Raw genomic sequence first — 18636 nt, forward strand, 5'->3', positions numbered from 1 at the left:
CGTACGACGGTGCGCCAACGCGGCCGCGGGTAGCGTCGCGGTGAACCTTGTAATGGAGACGTTCGATGGCAACCAAGAAGGCGGGCAAGAGCGATGGCGCGAAGAAGACCGTCGAACGCCAGCGGGACATCCAGAAGAAGTCAGAGGCTGACGCGAAGCGGGCGAAGAAGAACGCTCCCGCCAAGAAGAAGCCCGCCCAGGCCGGATCCCGGCGCCAGCCGACCATCATGCCTGCGCAGCACCTGCCCAAGCCTGGCAACGAGCACGCGCTTGAGCTGGAGCCGCGCTTCCAGGCCCCGGATTACGCGGGCAGCGGCAAGCTGGAAGGCATGGCTGCCATCGTCACCGGCGGCGACTCGGGCATCGGCCGGGCCGTGGCCGTGCTGTTCGCGCGCGAAGGCGCGGATGTCGCCGTGCTGCACCTCGCCGAAGACGCCGACGCCGAGGAGACGCGTCGCCATGTCGAAGCCGAAGGCCGCCGCTGCCTGGTGATCGCCGGTGACGTGCGCGATCCGGAGTTCTGCAAGAAGGCCGTGGGCCAGGTCGCCAAGGCATTCGGGCGCCTGGACGTGCTGGTCAACAACGCCGCCTTCCAGCAGCACGTCGAGCGCCTGGAGGACCTGGACGACCGCCACCTGCAGGAGACGCTGCAGACCAACATCGCCGGCTATTTCCACATGGCGCGCGCCGCGCTGCCGCACATGGAGGAGGGCGCCAGCATCATCAACACCGGCTCCGAGACCGGGATCTTCGGCAACCCGAAGCTGCTCGACTATTCGGCGACCAAGGGCGCGATCCATGCCTTCACGAAGTCGCTGGCGAGCAACCTGCTCGGGCGCGGCATACGCGTGAACTGCGTGGCGCCCGGACCGGTGTGGACGCCGCTCAATCCGGCCGACAAGGCGGCGCCGGACGTTGCGGAGTTCGGCAAGGACAGCGACATGGGCCGGCCGGCGCAGCCGGAGGAGATCTCCCCCGCCTTTGTGTTCCTGGCGTCGCCGGTGATGTCGTCGTACGTGAATGGCGCGATCCTGCCCGTCATGGGCGGGCCACGCGGATAAGCCGCGAAGGGTTCAGACCACGCGCTGGATCAGGTGCACCAGGCCGTACAGGATGCCGCCGATCAGCGCGCCCACCGCGGTGCCGTTGTAGCGGATGAACTGCAGGTCCGAGCCCACGGCCAGCTCCAGTTCGCGGGTGAGTTCGTCCGCGCTCCACTGGTGCACGCGCTCGACGATGAAGTCGCGGATGCCTTCGCGGTAGCGCTCGACCTCCGGCAGCACCAGGTCGATGACGCCATCGTTGATCCAGGCGCGCATGTCGTCGTCGGCCGCGAGCCGGCTGCCGAGCTCGGCACCCACGCTTGCGATGCGCACGGAGATGGCTGAATCCTCACGCTCCACGTCCTCGCGGATCCAGGTGGCCAGATCGCGCCACAGGCTGCGCAGGTAGCGCGAGAGGTCCGAGTCATCGATCAGCTGGTCGCGGAAGGCGTTCACGCGTTCGCGCAGCGCCGGGTCGTCTTCGAAGCGCAGGATCAGGCGCTCGAATTCGGCGCCGATGCGCTGGCGCATCTCGTGGTCCCGGTCAGCGGCCATGTCGTTGACCATGCCGGTCATGCCCGCCACCAGCTTGCCGGCCACCTTGTCGGCCACGACACCCTCGAGCTTCAGGTAGCGCAGCACCTTCCACAGTTCGCGCGACGCCATTTCCGATACGCGTTCGTGGGTGCCCGGTGAGGCCAGCACTTCGCCGGCATAGGTCAGGCCGGCATCGACCAGGGCCTGGTGCCGGCCTTCGTCGGTGAGCTGCCGCAGCACCACCGCGACCACGCCCGACAGATCCACCTGGCGCAGCCGGGTGTCGGCCAGGCGATGCAGGAAGCGGTGCAGTTCCTCGCTTTCAAGCGCGTCGAGGATGCGGGGCAGGGCGTTCGCCAGCGCCCGCCCCATGGTCTGCGAGAACGCGGAGTCGGCCAGCTTGCCCGCGATCGAGCCCGCGATGTCCATCGTGCGCAGCTTGTCGGCGACCTGCCGGGTGCCGAGGAAGTGGTCGCAGATGAAGTCGGCAAGGCTCGCCCCGAGCGCGTCCTTCTTCGACGGGATGATCGCGGTGTGCGGGATCCAGCGCATGCCCAGGGGGTGGCGGAACAGCGCCACCACCGCGAACCAGTCCGCGAGGCCGCCGACCAGGGCCGCTTCGAACACCGCGGCCAGGAAGCTGAAGGCCCAGTGCGGATGCGTGGCCTCGAAAACGGAAACCACCGCCAGGCCCAGGCCCGCAAGCCCCAGGAGCCCGAGTGCGATGGCTTTGCGGCGCCGGAGCGCTGCTTCGCGTGGGTCGGGGAAGGGCGGCATCGGGACAGGGTAGCGCGGGCGCAGCAGCGGGCGCGCGATGGCGCCGACACGGGGATTGAAAATCCCCGGGCACAAAAAACCCGCAGCAGGTGCGGGTTCCGTATCGCCTTGAAATCAATGGTGGCCGGGGAGGGAATCGAACCCCCGACACGGGGATTTTCAATCCCCTGCTCTACCAACTGAGCTACCCGGCCACTGGCGAGCCCGCAATGATACGGGAGCCTGCGGCGGCGAGGCAAGACCAACCATTGCCTGAACGGGCATTGCCGGTCCGCCGCGTTTCCAGTTGGACCTGGGCAATGATCGGGACGGGCAATCGAGCCGCCATGCGGCTAAAGGAGGGAGTCATGCAGCACTACAGGATGTTCGTTGTCGCCGCGGCGCTGGCCGGTTCGATCGGACTGTCGGCATGTGCCAGCAGTGGCATGAGCCCGGACCAGAAGCTGGCGACCTATCAGGCAGCCGCGGGCGAGCCCGTCAAGAGCTTCCGCTACTTCGGACGCATCAGCGGCTGGACGTCGCTGGACGATCGCAACATCGCGGTCTGGACCCGGGCCCAGGAGGCATGGCTGCTCTCGTTCAACGGAAGCTGCCGCGACGTGGAGTGGGCATCAGCCATAACCGTGACCCACCAGGGCAACAGCGTGTACGCCGGCTTCGACAAGGTGGTGGCGCTCAACAGCGGATCATCGGGCTTCCCCTGCCGGATCGATGAGATCCGGCCGCTCGACACCGCGAAGATCAAGTCGGCGGAGAAGACCGCCCGCGAAGAGGCTCAGGCCTCGTCTGCGGGCACGTAACCGGCGGGTTTATCGGCCCCACCGCCGAACAGGAACTTTTCCATCTCGCGTTCCAGGAACGCACGGTGCTCGCGGTCCATCGGTGACAGCCGGTTCTCGTTGATCAACATCGTCTGGTGCGCGAGCCACGCGCCCCAGGCGGTTTTTCCGATGCCGGCGAACACGCGCTTGCCGAGTTCGCCCGGCCAGGGGATGAAGTCGAGGCCTTCGGTCTCGCGCTTCTCGTATTCGCAATGGACGATGCGGCTCACGGCTGGTTCTCCTGGGGCGGTCCGAACTGCGCCTGGATGAGCGTCCTCACGGGCGCGGGAATGCCGAGGCCGGCAAGCGCGCCGCGCGGGACCCAGCGCAGGTCTTCATTGTCGCGCACCGTGGCCGCAGTGGCGACCGCGTGCCAGCGCCTCGGGTGCATCTTGAAGCGGTAGTGGCTGAAGGCGTGGGCGATGGTGTCAAGCACCTCCCCTTGCGCGTAGTCGCCATCGATGTGGGCCTTGAACCACGCCCGCGCCGCGTCGCAGTCGTCCGCCTGCGGCAGCGACCAGAGCTGCGCCCAGACGCCGGTGGGTGGTCGGCGCTGCAGGAGGACGCGGCCTTCGGCGTCGCGCAGCAGCAGCAGCGTCGCTTCCTTCGTGGGGAGCGGTTTGCCGGGCTTCGGCGTGGGCAGGTCTTCCGTGCGTCCCTGCGCATACGCCGTGCAGCCGCCCTGCAGCGGGCAGTCCGTGCAGGCAGGCGAATGGCGCGTGCACAGGGTGGCGCCGAGGTCCATCTGCGCCTGGGTGTAATCGGCCAGTCGCGTGGACGGAAGATGTTGTTGCGCCAGCTGCCACAGCTGCTTCTCGACCGTCGCCTGCCCCGGCCAGCCTTCGATCCCGTGGTAGCGCGAGAGCACGCGCTTGACGTTGCCGTCGAGGATCGCGAAGCGCTCGCCCCAGGCCTGGGAGAGGATGGCGCCTGCGGTGCTGCGGCCGATGCCGGGCAGGGCGACCAGGGCAGCAAAGTCACGCGGGAGTTCGCCACCGTGCAGTTCGGCGCAGGTTCGGGCGGCGGCATGCAGGTTGCGGGCGCGGGCGTAGTAGCCAAGCCCGGACCAGAGGCCGAGCACGTCGTCCAGCGGCGCCGCGGCAAGCGCCGCCACGTCGGGCAGGGCGGCAACGAAACGTTGGAAGTAGGGCGCAGCCACGCGCACCTGGGTCTGCTGCAGCATGATCTCCGACAGCCATACGCGGTATGGCGTGCGCGGGTGCTGCCAGGGCAGGTCATGACGGCCGTGGACGTCGAACCAGGCGAAGAGCGGCGCTGCGAAGGTATCGGCCGGTGCCGCAGTCACGGCGCATCCTCCGGTTCGATGGTGATCTCGACGCCTTCCAGCACGCCGCCGGGGATCTCGATGCGCGGCGCGGTGGCACGGGCGCGCAAGGGCGGCAGCGGGGAGCCCGTGGCGCTGGCGTCCATCCAGTCGAGGATCTCGAAGATGCGTGCCTCGGCCTGGGCGCGGACGCTGTCACGCTCCATGCGGAGGACAAGGGGAGTGGACAGGTCGGATGCGCCCGCGTAGGCGAGTTCGATGGCGATGGGTGAAGTGGATGCACCAAGCGGCGACGGAAGCGCGGGCCAGGCTCGCGGCCAGTCCGGCAACGTCCCTTCGAGCTCCAGCAGCAACGCGCGGCCCAGCGCCGCGCGGCCGTGCGCATCGAACATCGGCACGATGCCTTCACCGCGCAGCACCACGGTGGCCGGTACGAGCGTCCATATGCTGTCGCGAAGCCGCAGTGGGCCGTGCGCGCCCAGGGTGAATTGCAGGGGTGTGCCTTCGCCGCGGTACTCGGCCGACGCTCCGAAGCGCAGCGGGGCGACGTGCCAGGCCGCATCGTCGGCACGCAGCGATCCCGAGGCGGTGACGAAGGCGGGAAGCTCCCAGTCATCGTGTTCCACCCGCATGTGGCCGCGGACGCCGACGCCGGCACCGTTGGCCGGATGCGTTGCCGCGAGATGCAGGTCGAAGTGGACCAGCGTGGGCGGTGCCATCGCCAGGGTGCCGCGGATGTCGGCGGCCAGCGGCGCGTCGGGTGCGAAACCGGGGAGTCGCAATGCAAGGCCACGCAGTTCCCAGCCCTCGGCCAGTACGCGACCGTCGCTCACGGTGATGCCGTCGGAGAGGGTCGGCAGGCTGCCGTCGCCCGGCGGGCGGGAGGCCAGCCACGCCTGCAGTCGCGGCAGGTCGAGCACGGGGGCGTCAAGCTGGATGTGCTGCAGTACCAGCGGGGCACGACGGTCGCGCACCGTGGACCAGGGAAGTGACACCAGCACGCGTGCGGCACGGAGCAGTGGCTCGCCGTCTCCCCGATCACGTACGACGACATCGTGCACTTCAAGCATCGGCGTCCCGCGCAGCCGGTACCGGGTGTCGCCTTCGAAATCGATCTCGAGCCCCAAGCCGTTGCCTACGCCGTCCAGCACCAGGCGGGCGAGGCGCTGCGGCTGCATCAGCACTGCCGCCGCCAGCATGGCGAGCAGCAGGACGACAGCGGCGACGCCCGCGGCGAGCGCGAGCCCGCGGCGGAGCTTCACGCCCCCAGCGCCTCCGGCAGCAGGGCGTCGACGAAGGCCTCGGCATCGAATACGCGCAGGTCCTCGGGGCGCTCGCCGATGCCGGCGAAGCGGATCGGGATGCCGAACTCGCGTGCCAGCGCGAACACCACGCCGCCCTTGGCGGTGCCGTCGAGCTTGGTGACCACCAGCCCCGTGACGCCCGCGGCGGCATGGAAGTGGCGCAGCTGGCTGAGCGCGTTCTGCCCGGTGGTGCCGTCGATCACCATCAGCACTTCGTGCGGGGCGCTGCCATCAAGCTTGCCGAGCACGCGCTTGATCTTGGCAAGTTCGGCCATCAGGCCCTGCTGGGTATGCAGGCGGCCGGCGGTGTCGGCGATCAGCACGTCGGTGCCGCGGGCGCGCGCGGCCTGCAGGGCGTCGAACGCCACCGATGCGGCGTCGGCGTCCTGGCCCTGGGCGATCACGGCCACGCCGTTGCGCTCGCCCCAGGCCTGCAGCTGGGCCACGGCGGCGGCGCGGAAGGTGTCGCCGGCGGCCAGCATCAGGGCGTGGCCTTCGTCCTTGTAACGCTTGGCGAGCTTGCCGATGGTCGTGGTCTTGCCGACGCCGTTGACGCCGACGGTCAGGATCACGAAGGGCTTCACGGCGGCATCGATCGACAGCGGGCGCGCGACTGGCTCGAGCATCGCCACCAGGTCGGCGCGCAAGGCGCTGCGCAGCGCGGGCACGTCGGCGAACTCGCGCGCCTTCATGCGCTTGCGCAGCGAATCCACCAGCGCGGTGGTGGCGCTGATGCCGACGTCGGCGGTGAGCAGCGCGGTTTCGATCTCGTCGAGGAGGTCGTCGTCAAGCCGCGGGTTGCGGGAGAACAGGCCGCCGAGGCCGCGGGCGATGCCGCTGCCCTTGAGGCGGTCGCGCCAGCCGGACTTGCCGGGCGGGGCGGGCGGCTTGTCCTGCGTGGTGGTGGCGGTCGTGCTTGTCGCCTGGGTCACTTCCGGCGGTGGCGGAGCGGGCGGCGCCAGCGGCACGGGGGTCGCCGGGAGCGGAGCCGCCATCGGGGGCGGGACGATGGTTTCAGACGCTGGAGCAGGTGCATCAAGCACTTCGGCCGCCTCAACGGCGTCAACGGCTTCAACCGTTTCAACCGCCCCAACGACATCCACATCGGCGACATCAACCGATTTCGCCGCGGCGCCCATCGCCCGTGCCGCCTCGATGGCTTCGGCGGCCGCGCTCAACGAAGTGGTGTCGTCCTTCCCTTGCTTGGCCTTGTCGGCGTCGGGTTTCCAGCGGCGGAAGAAGCTGACCATCGCGAACGGACCGGGGATAGGAAAGGGGAGGGTGCGCAGCGTCGCGCAAGCGCGGACAATGCGGCGTCATGGTACCACCGGCCCCAAGCGCTCCTTCCCGATCCACGCCCCCCGGGAGCGTGCGCATCATCGGTGGACGCTGGCGCGGTTCGAAGCTTCCAGTGGCCTCGGTGCCGGGCCTGCGGCCGACGTCCGACCGTGCCCGCGAGACCCTCTTCAACTGGCTGCAGCCGATGCTTGCCGGGTCGCGCGTGCTCGACCTGTTCGCCGGCAGCGGAGCACTGGGCCTGGAGGCGCTGTCGCGCGGTGCAAGCGAGGCGCTGATGGTCGAGCGCGATCCCGCGCTGGCGCAGTCCCTGCGCGACACCTGCGAGCGGCTGGGCGCGGGCGACGCCACCACCGTGCTGCGGGCCGACGCACTGGAGCTGCTTCGCGCGCCCCTGCATGGACGCTTCGACCTGGTGTTCCTCGACCCGCCGTTCCTTGCCGGACTGTGGGACGACGCGCTGGCGCGACTTGCACCGTGGCTTGCCGACGACGCCTGGCTCTACCTCGAATCAGCACCCGACGCCAACGTCGCCCCGGGCCCGGGCTGGCGCCTGCACCGCGAAGCCGCCACCCGCGATGCCCGGCACGCGCTGTTCCGGCGCGTGGCCGCGACCTGAAACGGCGCCGCGCGGCGCTGCTACACTCGCGCTGGCTACAGCACCCAAACTACGGCGCAGCCAAGGCATGAGCACAGCTCGAAACAGGATCGCGGTCTATCCAGGCACGTTTGATCCGATCACCAACGGCCACGTCGACCTGGTCGATCGCGCCGCGCCGCTGTTCGAAAAACTCATCGTCGGCGTCGCCGAAAGCCCGGCCAAGGGTCCGGCGCTGCCGCTTGCGCTGCGGGTGGAGCTGGCGCGCGAGGCGCTGGCCGCCCACGACAACGTCGAGGTCATGGGCTTCGACTCGCTGCTGGCGCACTTCGTGTCCGAAGTGGGGGGCGGCGTCCTGCTGCGCGGCCTGCGCGCGGTCTCGGACTTCGAGTACGAATTCCAGCTGGCCAGCATGAACCGGCACCTCATTCCCGAGGTGGAAACCCTGTTCCTGACGCCAGCGGAACAGTACGGATTCATTTCTTCGTCGCTGGTGCGCGAGATCTCCCGCCTTGGCGGCGACGTTTCGGGGTTCGTGCCGGCTGCGGTGGCCGAAGCGCTGCAGGCCGAATGGCGGCGCGAGCTAGACTGACATCCATCACAACGCAACACTTGGGGAACCACGAATGAAGACGATCTCCCGCCTGATGCTGACCGCCTGCCTGGCGCTGCCGCTGCTTGCGGCCTGCAACAAGGAGGAAGCGCCGGTTGCCGTTGTCGCGGCGCCGCTGACCGCTCCCACCACGGCCGACGACGGCGCCTGGCGCGCCTACGTCTCCGACGTGGTGACCCGCAACATGGAGGGCATCGCCAACCAGCCCTTCGTGTACTACCTGCCCGCGCCCACCGGTGACGAGGCCGCCGACACCGGCAACTACGAGCGCCTCCAGGACAAGGCCGGACTCGACGTCGCGCGCGGCATCGTGCGCGGCAACATGCTGGCCTACGCCTCGTCGGATTCCGCCAAGATGGCCGACATCGTCGTCGAGTCGTTCGCCGCGGTGGCACCCGACACCATGAAGGGCGTCCGCGTCGTGTTCATCGGCAGCGCCGCCGACCAGGAGCGCGTGGCCGCCGCCGTGGCGCCGGCCGGCGTCGAGTTCGTGTTCGTCGAAGCCAAGTAAGCCGCTTCCCCGCCGCCGGCTTCCGGGCCGGCGGCGGACCGCGCGGGCAGGGTCTACAATGGCCCCATGGCCCTGCGCATCAACGAACTCTGCATCAACTGCGACGTTTGCGAGCCTGCCTGCCCGAACGACGCGATCTCGCAGGGCGAGACCATCTACGTGATCGAACCCGCGCGCTGCACCGAGTGCGTGGGGCATTTCGACGAGCCACAGTGCGTGGTGGTGTGTCCGGTCGAATGCATCGATCCCGACCCCGACATCCCCGAAACCCATGACCAGCTGCTGGTGAAGCTCCTGCGGCTTAAGGAGCAGGCTGCTTGAACATCCCGACCCTGTTGCGCCGCCTGGCGCTGCCGCTGCTGATCGCGTTTGTCCCGTGCAGCGTGGCACTCGCTGCCGATGGCCGCGCGGCCACGGACCCTGTATCCGCCGTGCAGCCGCTGAAGCCACCGGGCGCGGCGATCGCATCCGCGCACGCCCTGGCCACCGACGCCGGCATGGAGGTCCTGGCCGACGGCGGCAACGCCTTCGACGCCGCGATCGCGGTGTCCGCGGTGCTTTCGGTGGTGGAGCCGATCAGCTCCGGCATCGGCGGCGGCGGTTTCTTCCTGCTGCACGACGCCGCCACCGGTCGCGACGTGTTCCTCGACGCCCGCGAGACCTCGCCGGCCGCGGCCACGCCCGAACGCTATCTCGACGCCGATGGCGAATTCGACCGCGATCGCGCCACCAATGGCGCCTGGTCGGCGGGCATCCCGGGACTGCCGGCCGCCTTCGTCCACCTCCAGGAGAAGTACGGCAAGCTGCCGCTGTCGCGTACCCTGGCGCCGGCGATCCGCGTCGCGCGCGAAGGCTTCCCGGTGTACGCGCGCATGGCCCGCGGCTATGCGGCGCGCAGCGCGGTGATGGAGCGCTATCCCGGCACCCGCGAGGTCTACCTGGCCGCCGGCCGGCCGATCGAGATCGGTGACGTGTTCCGCCAGCCCGATCTCGCCCGGACGCTCGAACGCCTTGCCGAACACGGCTTCGACGGCTTCTACCGCGGTGACGTCGGCGCGAAGCTGGTGGCCGGCGTCAACGCCGAGGGCGGCGCGTGGACCGCGGAAGAACTCGCCGCCTACCGCGTGCGCGAACGCGAGCCGGTCCGCTTCGGCTACCACGACTGGGAAATCGTGACCGCGCCGCCGCCGTCGTCGGGCGGCATCGCGCTGGCGCAGATGCTGCAGATCCTGGCCCCGTACGACCTGGAAGCGATGACGGAGGCCGAAAGCACCCACCTGGTGGTGGAATCCATGCGTCGCGCCTTCCGCGACCGCACCTTCTATCTTGGCGATCCCGACTTCGTGGAGGTGCCGCAGCGCCTGCTGTCCAGCGCCGATTACGCCGCCGGCCTGCGCGCCACGATCCACCCCGGCAAGGCCACGCCCAGCGACCTGCTGTCAGGCGCGCCGACGCCGCTCGAGGATGAAGAGACCACACACTTCTCCATCATCGACGCCGAAGGCAACCGCGTCGGCGCCACGCAGACGGTGAACCTGCTCTACGGTTCGGGCCTGGTGGCACCGGGCACCGGCGTGTTGCTCAACAACGAGATGGACGATTTCGCGCTCAAGCCGGGCACCCCGAACGCCTTCGGCGTGATGGGCTTCGCCGCCAATGCGCCGGAGCCCGGCAAGCGCATGCTGAGCTCGATGGTGCCGACCTTCATGGTCTCCGACGACAAGGTCGCGGTGCTGGGCACCCCGGGCGGCAGCCGCATCATCACCATGGTGCTGCTGGGCGTGCTCGGCTACGACGCCGGACTGTCCGCGGCCGACGTGGCGGCGCTGCCGCGCTACCACCACCAGTGGATGCCGGACGTGGTCCAGGCCGAGACCGGGACCTTCGAGCCGGCCACGGTGCAGGCGCTGCGTGCGATGGGGCACACGCTGCAGCTGCCCGAAGAAGAGGCGAGCCAGGGCCGCCGCTCCAGCGACGTCTGGGGCAACTTCCAGACCGTGGCCTGGGATATCACCGGCAACCGGCTCGAGGCCGGTACCGATCCGCGCAATCCCGTGGGCAAGGGTGAGGTCCGGGCATCGCCGGAGCCGTAAGCGCAGGATCCTGTGCGGGTGCGCGCGCATTTGTGGGAGCGGCTATAGCCGCGATCAACCGGAGCGGGATTCCAATCGCGGCTATAGCCGCTCCCACAGGGGCAGGGGCCTGACGGGTAGCCGCTCCCATAGTCCAAGTGGCGCAGAGAGGAGACGACATGAAGCTCTGGTCGATCGAAGGCAATACCCAGCGGCTTGACGGCGGTTCGATGTTCGGCAATGCGCCGCGCGCGCTGTGGTCGCGCTGGATGGAGCCCGACGAACTCAACCGCATTCCGCTGGCCACGCGCGCACTGCTGGCGACGCCGCTCAACGGCCGCACGGTGCTGTTCGAGGCCGGCATCGGCGCATTCTTCGAGCCGAAGCTGCGCGAGCGCTATGCCATCGGCGGCGGCGGCCACGTGCTGCTGGACTCGCTGCGCGAGGCCGGCTTCGGCCACGAGGACATCGACGTGGTGGTCCTCAGCCACCTGCACTTCGACCACGCCGGTGGCCTGCTGTCGGCATGGAAAGAGGGCAAGGCGCCGGAACTGCTGTTCCCGAACGCGACCTTCGTCATTGGCCGCGAGCAGTGGGAACGCGCGCAGGATCCGCATCCGCGCGACCGCGCCAGTTACATCCCCGAGCTCACCGGGCTGCTCCAGGCCAGCGGGCGCCTGGAGCTGGTCGACGGCGACCGCACACCGGCGCTGGGCGATGCGGTGCGCTTCCACTGGAGCCACGGCCATACGCCGGGAATGATGCTGGCCGAGGTGCTTGGCCCCGAGCTGCGCGACGATGGCCACCATGGTGGCGTGGTGTTCTGCGCCGACCTCGTGCCCGGACTGCCCTGGGTGCACGTGCCGATCACCATGGGCTACGACCGCTGCGCCGAAACCCTGATCGACGAGAAGCAGGCCTTCCTCGACGACAAGCTCGCGCGCGGGGTGCATCTGTTCTTCACCCACGACCCCGGCTGCGCGCTGGCGCAGGTGGGGCGCGGCGAGCGCGGCCGCTTCGAGGGCGTCCACCAGGTCGAGCGCCTGCAGGCGCGCGGCCTGGGCGCATAAACCCCTTTCAGCCGGTGCCTGGTGGGCGCGTCAACAGCAGCCAGGCCAGTGCCGCGGCCGCCAGGGTTGCCAGGGCCGCGATCGCCCAGGGTAGCCACAGCGGCCAGCCGCCCGGCGATGCCCGGGCCAGCCGATGCGGCGTGGGGGAGGGTGGTGCGTTGGCCGTGGGCGGAACAGGCACCGGATCCGGGATGGTCGTGGCCTGCGGCGACGCGTCGTCTCCGGTCCCTGTCCCTGGCGCGGGAGGCAACAGCACCGCCGGCAGCGCCAGCCGGTAGCCCTCGCCGTACACGGTCTGCAGCACGTGTCCGGAATGGTCGCCCAGCGCGGTGCGCAGCCGGCGCATCACCTTGGATACCGCGCTGTCGAACACAGTTTCGGCGCCGGGCCAGGCTTCGGCGATCAGCGTGGCCCGCGGAACCACTTCCTCGGCGTGGTCGAGCAGGCACAGCAGGACCGCGCAGGCACGGGCATCGAGATCCCGCGTCCGGTCATCGGCGTGAAGGCGCTGCTTTGAGGGATCCAGCCGGTAGCGGCCGAACAGCCATTGGCCTTCACACGGCGGGTTGCACGCGCGCGTACTGCGGCCTGTGGCGGCCGGCGTTGTCGGCGGGAGCGGAGCAGTGGCCACATAGCCGCCAACGCGGGGTGCGGCAACCGCAGGCCAGCGCCGCGTGGATTCAGGCGCGGGTGCCGAAGATCTTGTCGCCGGCGTCGCCCAGCCCCGGAAGGATGTAGCCGAGTTCGTTGAGGCGTTCGTCGATGGACGCGACGTAGACCTCCACGTCCGGATGCCTGGCCTCGAGCACGCGCAGGCCCTCGGGCGCGGCGACCAGGAACAGCCCCTTGATCCGGGTGCAGCCGGCCTTCTTCAGCATGTCGACCGTGGCCACGAGGGTGCCGCCGGTCGCCAGCATCGGATCGAGGACCAGGGCGGTGCGGTCGGCCATGTCGCCGACCAGGTTCTCGTAATACGCCATGGCCTCGAGCGTGGACTCGTCGCGCTTGATGCCCACCACGCCGACCTTGGCCGCGGGGATCAGCTCCAGCACGCCGGGAAGCATGCCCAGGCCGGCGCGCAGGATCGGCACCAGGGTGATCTTGCGCCCCTTGATCCGGCGCACGCGGACCGTGCCGGCCCAGCCCTCGACCTCCGAGTCCTCGCATTCCAGGTCGGCGGTGGCCTCGTAGGTCAGGAGCGCGGCGACCTCGCCGGCCAGCTCGCGGAAGGTCTTGGTGCTGTTGTCGGCGCGGCGCATGAGGCCGAGCTTGTGCTGCACCAGCGGATGGCGGACTTCGACGATCTTCATGCCGCAAGTCTAGCGTGGCCGCAGCGTTCATGACGTCGGTAACCTGCCTGAAACACAACGGAAATATCGTGTGCGGCGTCGACCACACCGAGTCCTGCCGTGTCCAAGCACCATCCGCTGCATCTCGCCATCCTCGCCGGCCTTGCCTTCGGCGCCATCGCGCAAGCCCACGCCCAGGAACCGGCCGCGCCGGCGACCGCGGCCGAAACGGCTTCCGCGCCTCCGACCGGGCCGGTGCAGGCGGTCGATACCACCGAACCCGTCAACTTCGGCGCCATCGAGGTCCGAGGCCAGTTCGAATCGCAGATGCGCGCCATCGACTTCAAGCGGGCCTCGGATGCCATCCAGGACACCGTGTCCGCGGACTCCATGGGCCAGTACCCGGACCAGAACGTGGGTGAGTCGCTGTCCCGCCTGCCGGGCATCAGCGTCACCCGCGACCAGGGCGAAGGGCGCTACGTGGTGATCCGCGGCCTGGACGCCGCGCAGAACTCGGTCACCGTGGACGGCATCGCCATGGGCACGCCGGAAGACAGCAGCCGCGCCGCGCCGCTGGACGTCATTCCCTCCGAATCCACCGAGCGCCTGACGGTCATCAAGGCGCCGACGCCGGACATGCCCGGCGATTCGCTGGGCGGGACGATCATGGTCGAATCCGCGTCGGCCTTCGACCGCGAGGGCCGCAACATGCGCTTCAAGGCCGAAGCCAGCCACCAGAACCTCAGCGGCGAGACCAGCCCCAAGGCCGCCTTCAACTTCAGCGATGTCTACAACGACACCTTCGGCGTGGCCTTCGGCCTGAGCTGGCAGGACCGCGACTACGAGTCGGACAACATCGAGGTCGAGTACGACCTCACCCCGGTCGAGATCCAGCAGCGCAAGTACACGATCAACCGCGAGCGCACCGGCGTGAACCTCAACCTCGACTGGCGCCCCGACAACGACAACCAGTACTACCTGCGCACGCTCTACACCGACTTCACCGACGCCGAGACCCGCCAGAACCACATCATCCCGGTGGGCGAGGGCGACATCGCCGGCTATGACGGCAACAGCTGGACGGTGGAGAACATCTCCGCCGACGACTTCGGCCGCCGGCTGCGCTACCGCACCAAGGAAGAGGACACCTTCACCGTCAGCGCCGGCGGCATGAACCGCATGGGCCACGCGAAGTTCGACTACCAGCTCGGCTACACCAAGGTCCGCGAGCGTGTGGACGATGAGGTCGAGATGCGCTTCGAGTACCTCGGCGACGAGGACATGGCGATCCGCGTCGGTCCTGGCCGCGTGCCCTCGTTCGACGTGATCGATCCCGCGGGCGGCGATGCCTGGCTGCGCAATGCCAACTACGGCCTGGACCGACTGGTGGTGGGTCCGAAGCAGGTCGACGACGAGGCCTGGAGCGCGAAGTTCGACTTCACCTACGCCGGTGAAGCGGTGACCTGGAAGACCGGCCTGCTCGGCCGCTGGCGCGACCGCGACGTCAACGTGGACGAGGCCGAGTTCCGCATCGGGCCCGATATCGACCTTTCGGGCTGGACCACCGGCTCGCCGTCCTACCGCCACGGCAACATGGGTGACGGCCTGTCTTCGAGCGCGATGCGTCGCTACCTGCGCGAGAACCGCCAGCTGTTCTCCGAGCGTCCGGGCGACGTGGCGGAAAACGCCATGGTCTCGCTGGTGGAGGACTACACCGCAAGCGAAGACGTGCTCGCCGCCTACCTCATGGGTACGATGGACTTCGGCAACCTGCGCGTGGTCGCCGGTGCCCGCGTGGAGCGCACTGACTTCGACGCCACCGGCTGGATGGTCGACCTGGACGAGGACGGCGTGCTCACCGCCGCGCCGTCGTCGGCCTCCAAGTCCTACACCAGCGTGCTGCCCGGCCTGCACCTGCGCTACGACACCGACGGCGACTGGGTGCTGCGCGGCGCGGTCACCAAGACCATCGCGCGCCCGAGCTTCGGCGACATCACGCCGCGCGCCAGCATCAACCGCGACGACGAAGAGGTCGACCTGGGCAACCCGCAGCTCGATCCCTACGAGTCGCTCAACTTCGACCTGTCGTTCGAGCGTTACATCGGCGACTCGGGCATCTTCTCCGCCGGCATCTTCCACAAGTCGATCGACGGCTACATCGTCGACACCTGGACCAACAACGATCCCGCCTTCCCGGGCTATGACGTGACCCGCCCGGTCAACGGCGAGGACGCGAGTGTCCTGGGTGTCGAGCTCAACTGGCAGCAGAAGCTCGACTTCCTGCCCGGTGCGTGGAGCGGCCTGCTCGTGGGCCTGGGCGGCACCTGGCTCGATACCGAGTTCGTGGCCGGCACCGAGGACCGCGCGGGTGAGAAGTTCATGCTCCCGCTGTCGTCCGAGCGCCTGTACAGCGCGCACATCGGTTGGGAGAACGACCGCGTCAGCACGCGCCTGGCCGCGGTGTATCGCAGCGAGTACCTGGACGAGATCGGCAGCGACAGCCGCTACGACCTCTGGGTCGCGCCCAATACCCAGCTCGACTTCAGCCTGGACTACAAGGTCGCCGACAACTGGAGCCTGTACCTCGAAGCCTCCAACCTGCTCGACGAGCCGCTGGAGCTGTACCAGGGCACGCCGGCGACCACGCTGCAGAACGAACTCTATGGCCGCGGCTACACGCTCGGCGTCAAGGTCAATTTCTGAGGATGCACATGATGAAGAACCGGACCATCCCGCGCGCAGCCTGGCGCGCGCTTGCCACCAGCGGACTGGCACTGGCGCTCGCCGCCTGCGGCGGGGGCCCGGCACCTGATGCCGGCAACGCGACGGTTGAAGACGCCGAGGACCGCGCAGACCGCGCCCGCGAGGCGGTACGTGCAGAGGCCGCGGAGGCCGTGACCGTTCCCGAGGCCTTCGCCACCCAGATGACCCCGGACGACAACATCGACTCGGTCGCCAGTTGGACCGCGCCCGACGGCCAGGTGCTGCTGCTCGCCACCGCCAAGTCCACCCATCGCCTGGTGGTGTACGACGGTGCCACGGGTGCGTTCGTGCGCCATGTCGGCGAGCGCGGCGCGGGTGCGGGGCAGTTCGACCGGCCCAACGGCATCGCCGTCGCCGACGATCTCGCCTTCGTGGTCGAGCGCGACAACCGCCGCGTGCAGGTGCTGCGCCTGCCGGGCATGCAGACCGTCGCCGAGTTCGGTGCCGACGTGCTGAAGCTACCCTACGGCCTGTGGGTGAACGAGGTCGACGGCGGCTACGAGATCTACGTGACCGACGCCTACATGGTGGGGGAAGACGCCGAGGGCGAAGACATCCTGCCGCCGCTGGAACAGCTCGACCGCCGCGTGCACCGTTTCGCCTTCGCGCCGCAGGGCAGCGGCTTCGCGGCCCGCCATGTCGGCGCGTTCGGCGACACCACGCCCGACGGGGCGCTGCGCGTAGTCGAATCGCTCTGGGGCGATCCGGACAACGACCAGTTGCTGATCGCCGAGGAAGACGAAACCTATGCCAACGAGTTCAAGGTCTACGACCTCGCCGGCACCTACAGCGGGCGCACCATCGGCGCGGAGTTCCTGCAGGCGCAGGCCGAGGGCATCGTGCTCAAGACCTGCGCCGATGGCAGCGGCTGGTGGATCACCACCGAGCAGGGCAAGGGCCGCACGGCCTTCCACCTGTTCGAGCGCGGCTCGCTGGAGCACGTCGGCGCGGTGGCCGGTCCCACGGTCGCAAACACTGACGGCATCTGGCTGCACGACGCGCCCGCCAGCGGCTTCCCCGACGGCGTGCTGTACGCGGTGCACGACGACCAGGGCGCGGTGGCCATCGACTGGCGCGAGATCGCGTCGGCGCTGGAGCTGCCTGCATGCGCGCGCTGACCCGCGTCGGCGGGTCGATGGCGCCACTCCACGGCACGACTGCAGCCGTCAGCAAGTCCAGGCCCTGGGCAAGGCCTTGCGGCGCGAGACTGTTGACTGCGGTGCTGCCCGCCCTGCTGCTGGCCGGCACTGCCTTCGCCGATGAAACGTTTGGCCCCGGCATCATCGTGCTGGAGCCCAACACGCTGGTCCCGGCAGGCAATCTCCACTACGCATCTGCGGCGCGCCCGGACCGCATCATCGCCTCGCCCGCGGCAGATCCGGCCCGCGGCTTCCAGGTTTCCTGGCGAACCGCCGATGGCATCGAGGCACCGCGGCTGGAACTCGTGGTGGCGGGTGATTCGCCGGCCGTGGGTCAGCCGCGCAGCCTGCCCGTGCGCAGCATCGTCTTCGCCACCGAAAACGGCACCGGCAGCCAGCACCAGGTAGACGTTGACGGCCTGGAACCCGACACGCTCTACGCCTTCCGCGTGCAGGGCGGCACCGGCTGGTGGAGCCCGTGGCGACAGCTGCGCACCGCCGCCGCACCCGGCACCGCGCTCGAGTTCCTGTACTTCGGCGACACCCAGAACAAGAACGCCAGCCACGGCAGCCGCGTCCTCCTCGAAGCCCTGCGCCACGCCCCGCGCGCGCGCCTCGCCCTGTTCGCCGGCGACCTGGTCAGCGGTGGCGACGGCGAAGACGACAACGAATGGGGCGAATGGACCGACATCACCGCGCCCATCGCCGCGACCATGCTGGTCGCCCCGGTGACCGGCAACCATGAGTACTTCGAAGAGTTCGAGGACACCCCCCAGGAGCGTCGCGTACTTGGCCTGCACTGGCCCCACATGTTCGCGCTGCCCGACAACGGCGCGCCCGGCACCGCCGCCACTACCTATTGGTTCGACATGCACGACGCCCGCTTCGTCGTGCTCGACGGCACCTCGGCCCTGGACCTCGGCACCGCCGCCGCCCAGGCGCAATGGCTGGACGGCGTCCTGCGCGACAACCCGCGTGCCTGGAGCATCGTCGCCATCCACCAGCCCATGTACTCCCCCCGCGAAGGGCGCGACAACGCCCTGCTGCGCGAGCACCTGATGCCCGTGCTCGAACGCCACGCCGTCGACCTGGTCCTCCAGGGCCACGACCACACCTACGGCCGCCGCGCCGGCGACGCCGGAGCAGCCACGCCCCAGTACGTCGTCTCGGTGGCCGGCGCCAAGCAGTACCTGCTGTCCCGGGAAGCACGCGACACCATGGCGCCGGTAGCCGAAGACACCCAGCTCTTCCAGGTGGTGCGCATCGACGGCGACACCTTGAGCTACGAAGCGCGCACCGTGACCGGCCGTCTGTACGACGCCTTCTCGCTGGTGGGAGAGAGCCGGGGTGGGCGGAGGATCGTGGAACATCCGGAAGACCGGATCGCCCCCCGCGACTGCGGGCGCACGGCAACGCTCAAGGGCCGCATCGACCGCTGCTGGGAGTAGGGCAGAGCGCCCGTCGCGCACGCCGAGACGACTGGCGACGTCGCCGGATCATCTTTCGGGCCGCGAGGGC

18 protein-coding genes and 1 tRNA gene are annotated in these 18636 nt (G+C 69.5%); 11 read left to right on the forward strand and 8 right to left on the reverse strand.

What is annotated here, in order from left to right; genetic code table 11:
* Positions 1-65 precede the first annotated feature (65 nt).
* Positions 66-1061 (forward strand): SDR family oxidoreductase, encoded by a 996-nt coding sequence (locus tag ACW5F0_RS01760; RefSeq protein ID WP_456964315.1) that lies wholly within the window; start codon positions 66-68, stop codon positions 1059-1061.
* A gap of 12 nt (positions 1062-1073) precedes the next feature.
* Here the strand turns inward: ACW5F0_RS01760 and ACW5F0_RS01765 are convergent, their stop codons facing one another.
* Complete coding sequence (locus ACW5F0_RS01765; RefSeq protein ID WP_456964316.1) at positions 1074-2357, reverse strand: DUF445 domain-containing protein; 1284 nt, start codon at positions 2355-2357, stop codon at positions 1074-1076.
* A 118-nt stretch (positions 2358-2475) separates the two neighbouring features.
* Positions 2476-2551: transfer RNA gene (locus ACW5F0_RS01770), tRNA-Phe, on the reverse strand.
* A gap of 153 nt (positions 2552-2704) precedes the next feature.
* Between ACW5F0_RS01770 and ACW5F0_RS01775 the strand changes: the two genes are divergently transcribed.
* Positions 2705-3157, forward strand: a complete 453-nt coding sequence (locus ACW5F0_RS01775; RefSeq protein ID WP_456964317.1) for a DUF6491 family protein — start codon at positions 2705-2707, stop codon at positions 3155-3157.
* Here the strand turns inward: ACW5F0_RS01775 and ACW5F0_RS01780 are convergent.
* Genes ACW5F0_RS01780 through ftsY form a run of 4 tightly spaced genes read right to left on the reverse strand, consistent with a single transcriptional unit; the run spans position 3133 to position 7017 of the window.
* Positions 3133-3408: an oxidative damage protection protein gene (locus ACW5F0_RS01780; RefSeq protein WP_456964318.1), complete on the reverse strand. Its 276-nt coding sequence runs from the start codon at positions 3406-3408 to the stop codon at positions 3133-3135. The genes ACW5F0_RS01775 and ACW5F0_RS01780 overlap by 25 nt on opposite strands.
* A complete protein-coding gene (gene mutY, locus ACW5F0_RS01785; protein ID WP_456964319.1) occupies positions 3405-4484 on the reverse strand; it encodes an A/G-specific adenine glycosylase in 1080 nt (359 codons plus the stop codon). Before mutY ends, ACW5F0_RS01780 begins: the two co-directional genes overlap by 4 nt.
* Positions 4481-5725 carry a hypothetical protein gene (locus ACW5F0_RS01790; RefSeq protein WP_456998910.1) on the reverse strand — a complete coding sequence of 415 codons (1245 nt, stop codon included), beginning with the start codon at positions 5723-5725 and terminating at the stop codon, positions 4481-4483. The genes mutY and ACW5F0_RS01790 overlap by 4 nt, the downstream gene beginning before the upstream one ends.
* Positions 5722-7017, reverse strand: a complete 1296-nt coding sequence (ftsY, locus tag ACW5F0_RS01795; protein WP_456998911.1) for a signal recognition particle-docking protein FtsY — start codon at positions 7015-7017, stop codon at positions 5722-5724. Before ftsY ends, ACW5F0_RS01790 begins: the two co-directional genes overlap by 4 nt.
* A gap of 68 nt (positions 7018-7085) precedes the next feature.
* Between ftsY and rsmD the strand changes: the two genes are divergently transcribed.
* From rsmD to ACW5F0_RS01825, 6 genes are all read left to right on the forward strand, one after another.
* Positions 7086-7682, forward strand: coding sequence for a 16S rRNA (guanine(966)-N(2))-methyltransferase RsmD (gene rsmD / locus ACW5F0_RS01800; RefSeq protein WP_456998912.1), 597 nt, complete (start codon positions 7086-7088; stop codon positions 7680-7682).
* Positions 7683-7749: 67 nt separating this feature from the next.
* A complete protein-coding gene (coaD, locus tag ACW5F0_RS01805; protein ID WP_456998913.1) occupies positions 7750-8253 on the forward strand; it encodes a pantetheine-phosphate adenylyltransferase in 504 nt (167 codons plus the stop codon).
* 34 nt (positions 8254-8287) lie between these two features.
* Positions 8288-8785 (forward strand): hypothetical protein, encoded by a 498-nt coding sequence (locus ACW5F0_RS01810; RefSeq protein ID WP_456998914.1) that lies wholly within the window; start codon positions 8288-8290, stop codon positions 8783-8785.
* A 66-nt stretch (positions 8786-8851) separates the two neighbouring features.
* Positions 8852-9106: a YfhL family 4Fe-4S dicluster ferredoxin gene (locus tag ACW5F0_RS01815; protein WP_456964325.1), complete on the forward strand. Its 255-nt coding sequence runs from the start codon at positions 8852-8854 to the stop codon at positions 9104-9106.
* Positions 9107-9108: 2 nt separating this feature from the next.
* Positions 9109-10878: a gamma-glutamyltransferase gene (gene ggt, locus ACW5F0_RS01820; RefSeq protein ID WP_456999160.1), complete on the forward strand. Its 1770-nt coding sequence runs from the start codon at positions 9109-9111 to the stop codon at positions 10876-10878.
* 158 nt (positions 10879-11036) lie between these two features.
* Positions 11037-11927, forward strand: a complete 891-nt coding sequence (locus ACW5F0_RS01825) for an MBL fold metallo-hydrolase (protein WP_456998915.1) — start codon at positions 11037-11039, stop codon at positions 11925-11927.
* A gap of 7 nt (positions 11928-11934) precedes the next feature.
* On the opposite strand, the gene ACW5F0_RS01830 is transcribed toward ACW5F0_RS01825, so the two are convergent.
* Together ACW5F0_RS01830 and upp are read right to left on the reverse strand one after the other, a co-directional pair.
* Positions 11935-12558: a winged helix-turn-helix domain-containing protein gene (locus tag ACW5F0_RS01830; RefSeq protein WP_456998916.1), complete on the reverse strand. Its 624-nt coding sequence runs from the start codon at positions 12556-12558 to the stop codon at positions 11935-11937.
* Positions 12559-12607: 49 nt separating this feature from the next.
* A complete protein-coding gene (upp, locus tag ACW5F0_RS01835) occupies positions 12608-13237 on the reverse strand; it encodes a uracil phosphoribosyltransferase (RefSeq protein ID WP_456964329.1) in 630 nt (209 codons plus the stop codon).
* A 99-nt stretch (positions 13238-13336) separates the two neighbouring features.
* Between upp and ACW5F0_RS01840 the strand changes: the two genes are divergently transcribed.
* The 3 genes from ACW5F0_RS01840 to ACW5F0_RS01850 are packed head-to-tail and all read left to right on the forward strand — an operon-like array spanning position 13337 to position 18566.
* The gene (locus ACW5F0_RS01840; protein WP_456998917.1) at positions 13337-15919 is read left to right on the forward strand and encodes a TonB-dependent receptor; all 2583 of its coding nucleotides are present in this window, start codon (positions 13337-13339) and stop codon (positions 15917-15919) included.
* An 11-nt stretch (positions 15920-15930) separates the two neighbouring features.
* Positions 15931-17097, forward strand: a complete 1167-nt coding sequence (locus tag ACW5F0_RS01845; protein WP_456998918.1) for a phytase — start codon at positions 15931-15933, stop codon at positions 17095-17097.
* The gene (locus tag ACW5F0_RS01850) at positions 17085-18566 is read left to right on the forward strand and encodes a metallophosphoesterase (protein WP_456998919.1); all 1482 of its coding nucleotides are present in this window, start codon (positions 17085-17087) and stop codon (positions 18564-18566) included. The genes ACW5F0_RS01845 and ACW5F0_RS01850 overlap by 13 nt, the downstream gene beginning before the upstream one ends.
* Positions 18567-18636 lie beyond the last annotated feature (70 nt).

The organism is Luteimonas sp. A534, assembly GCF_054072805.1.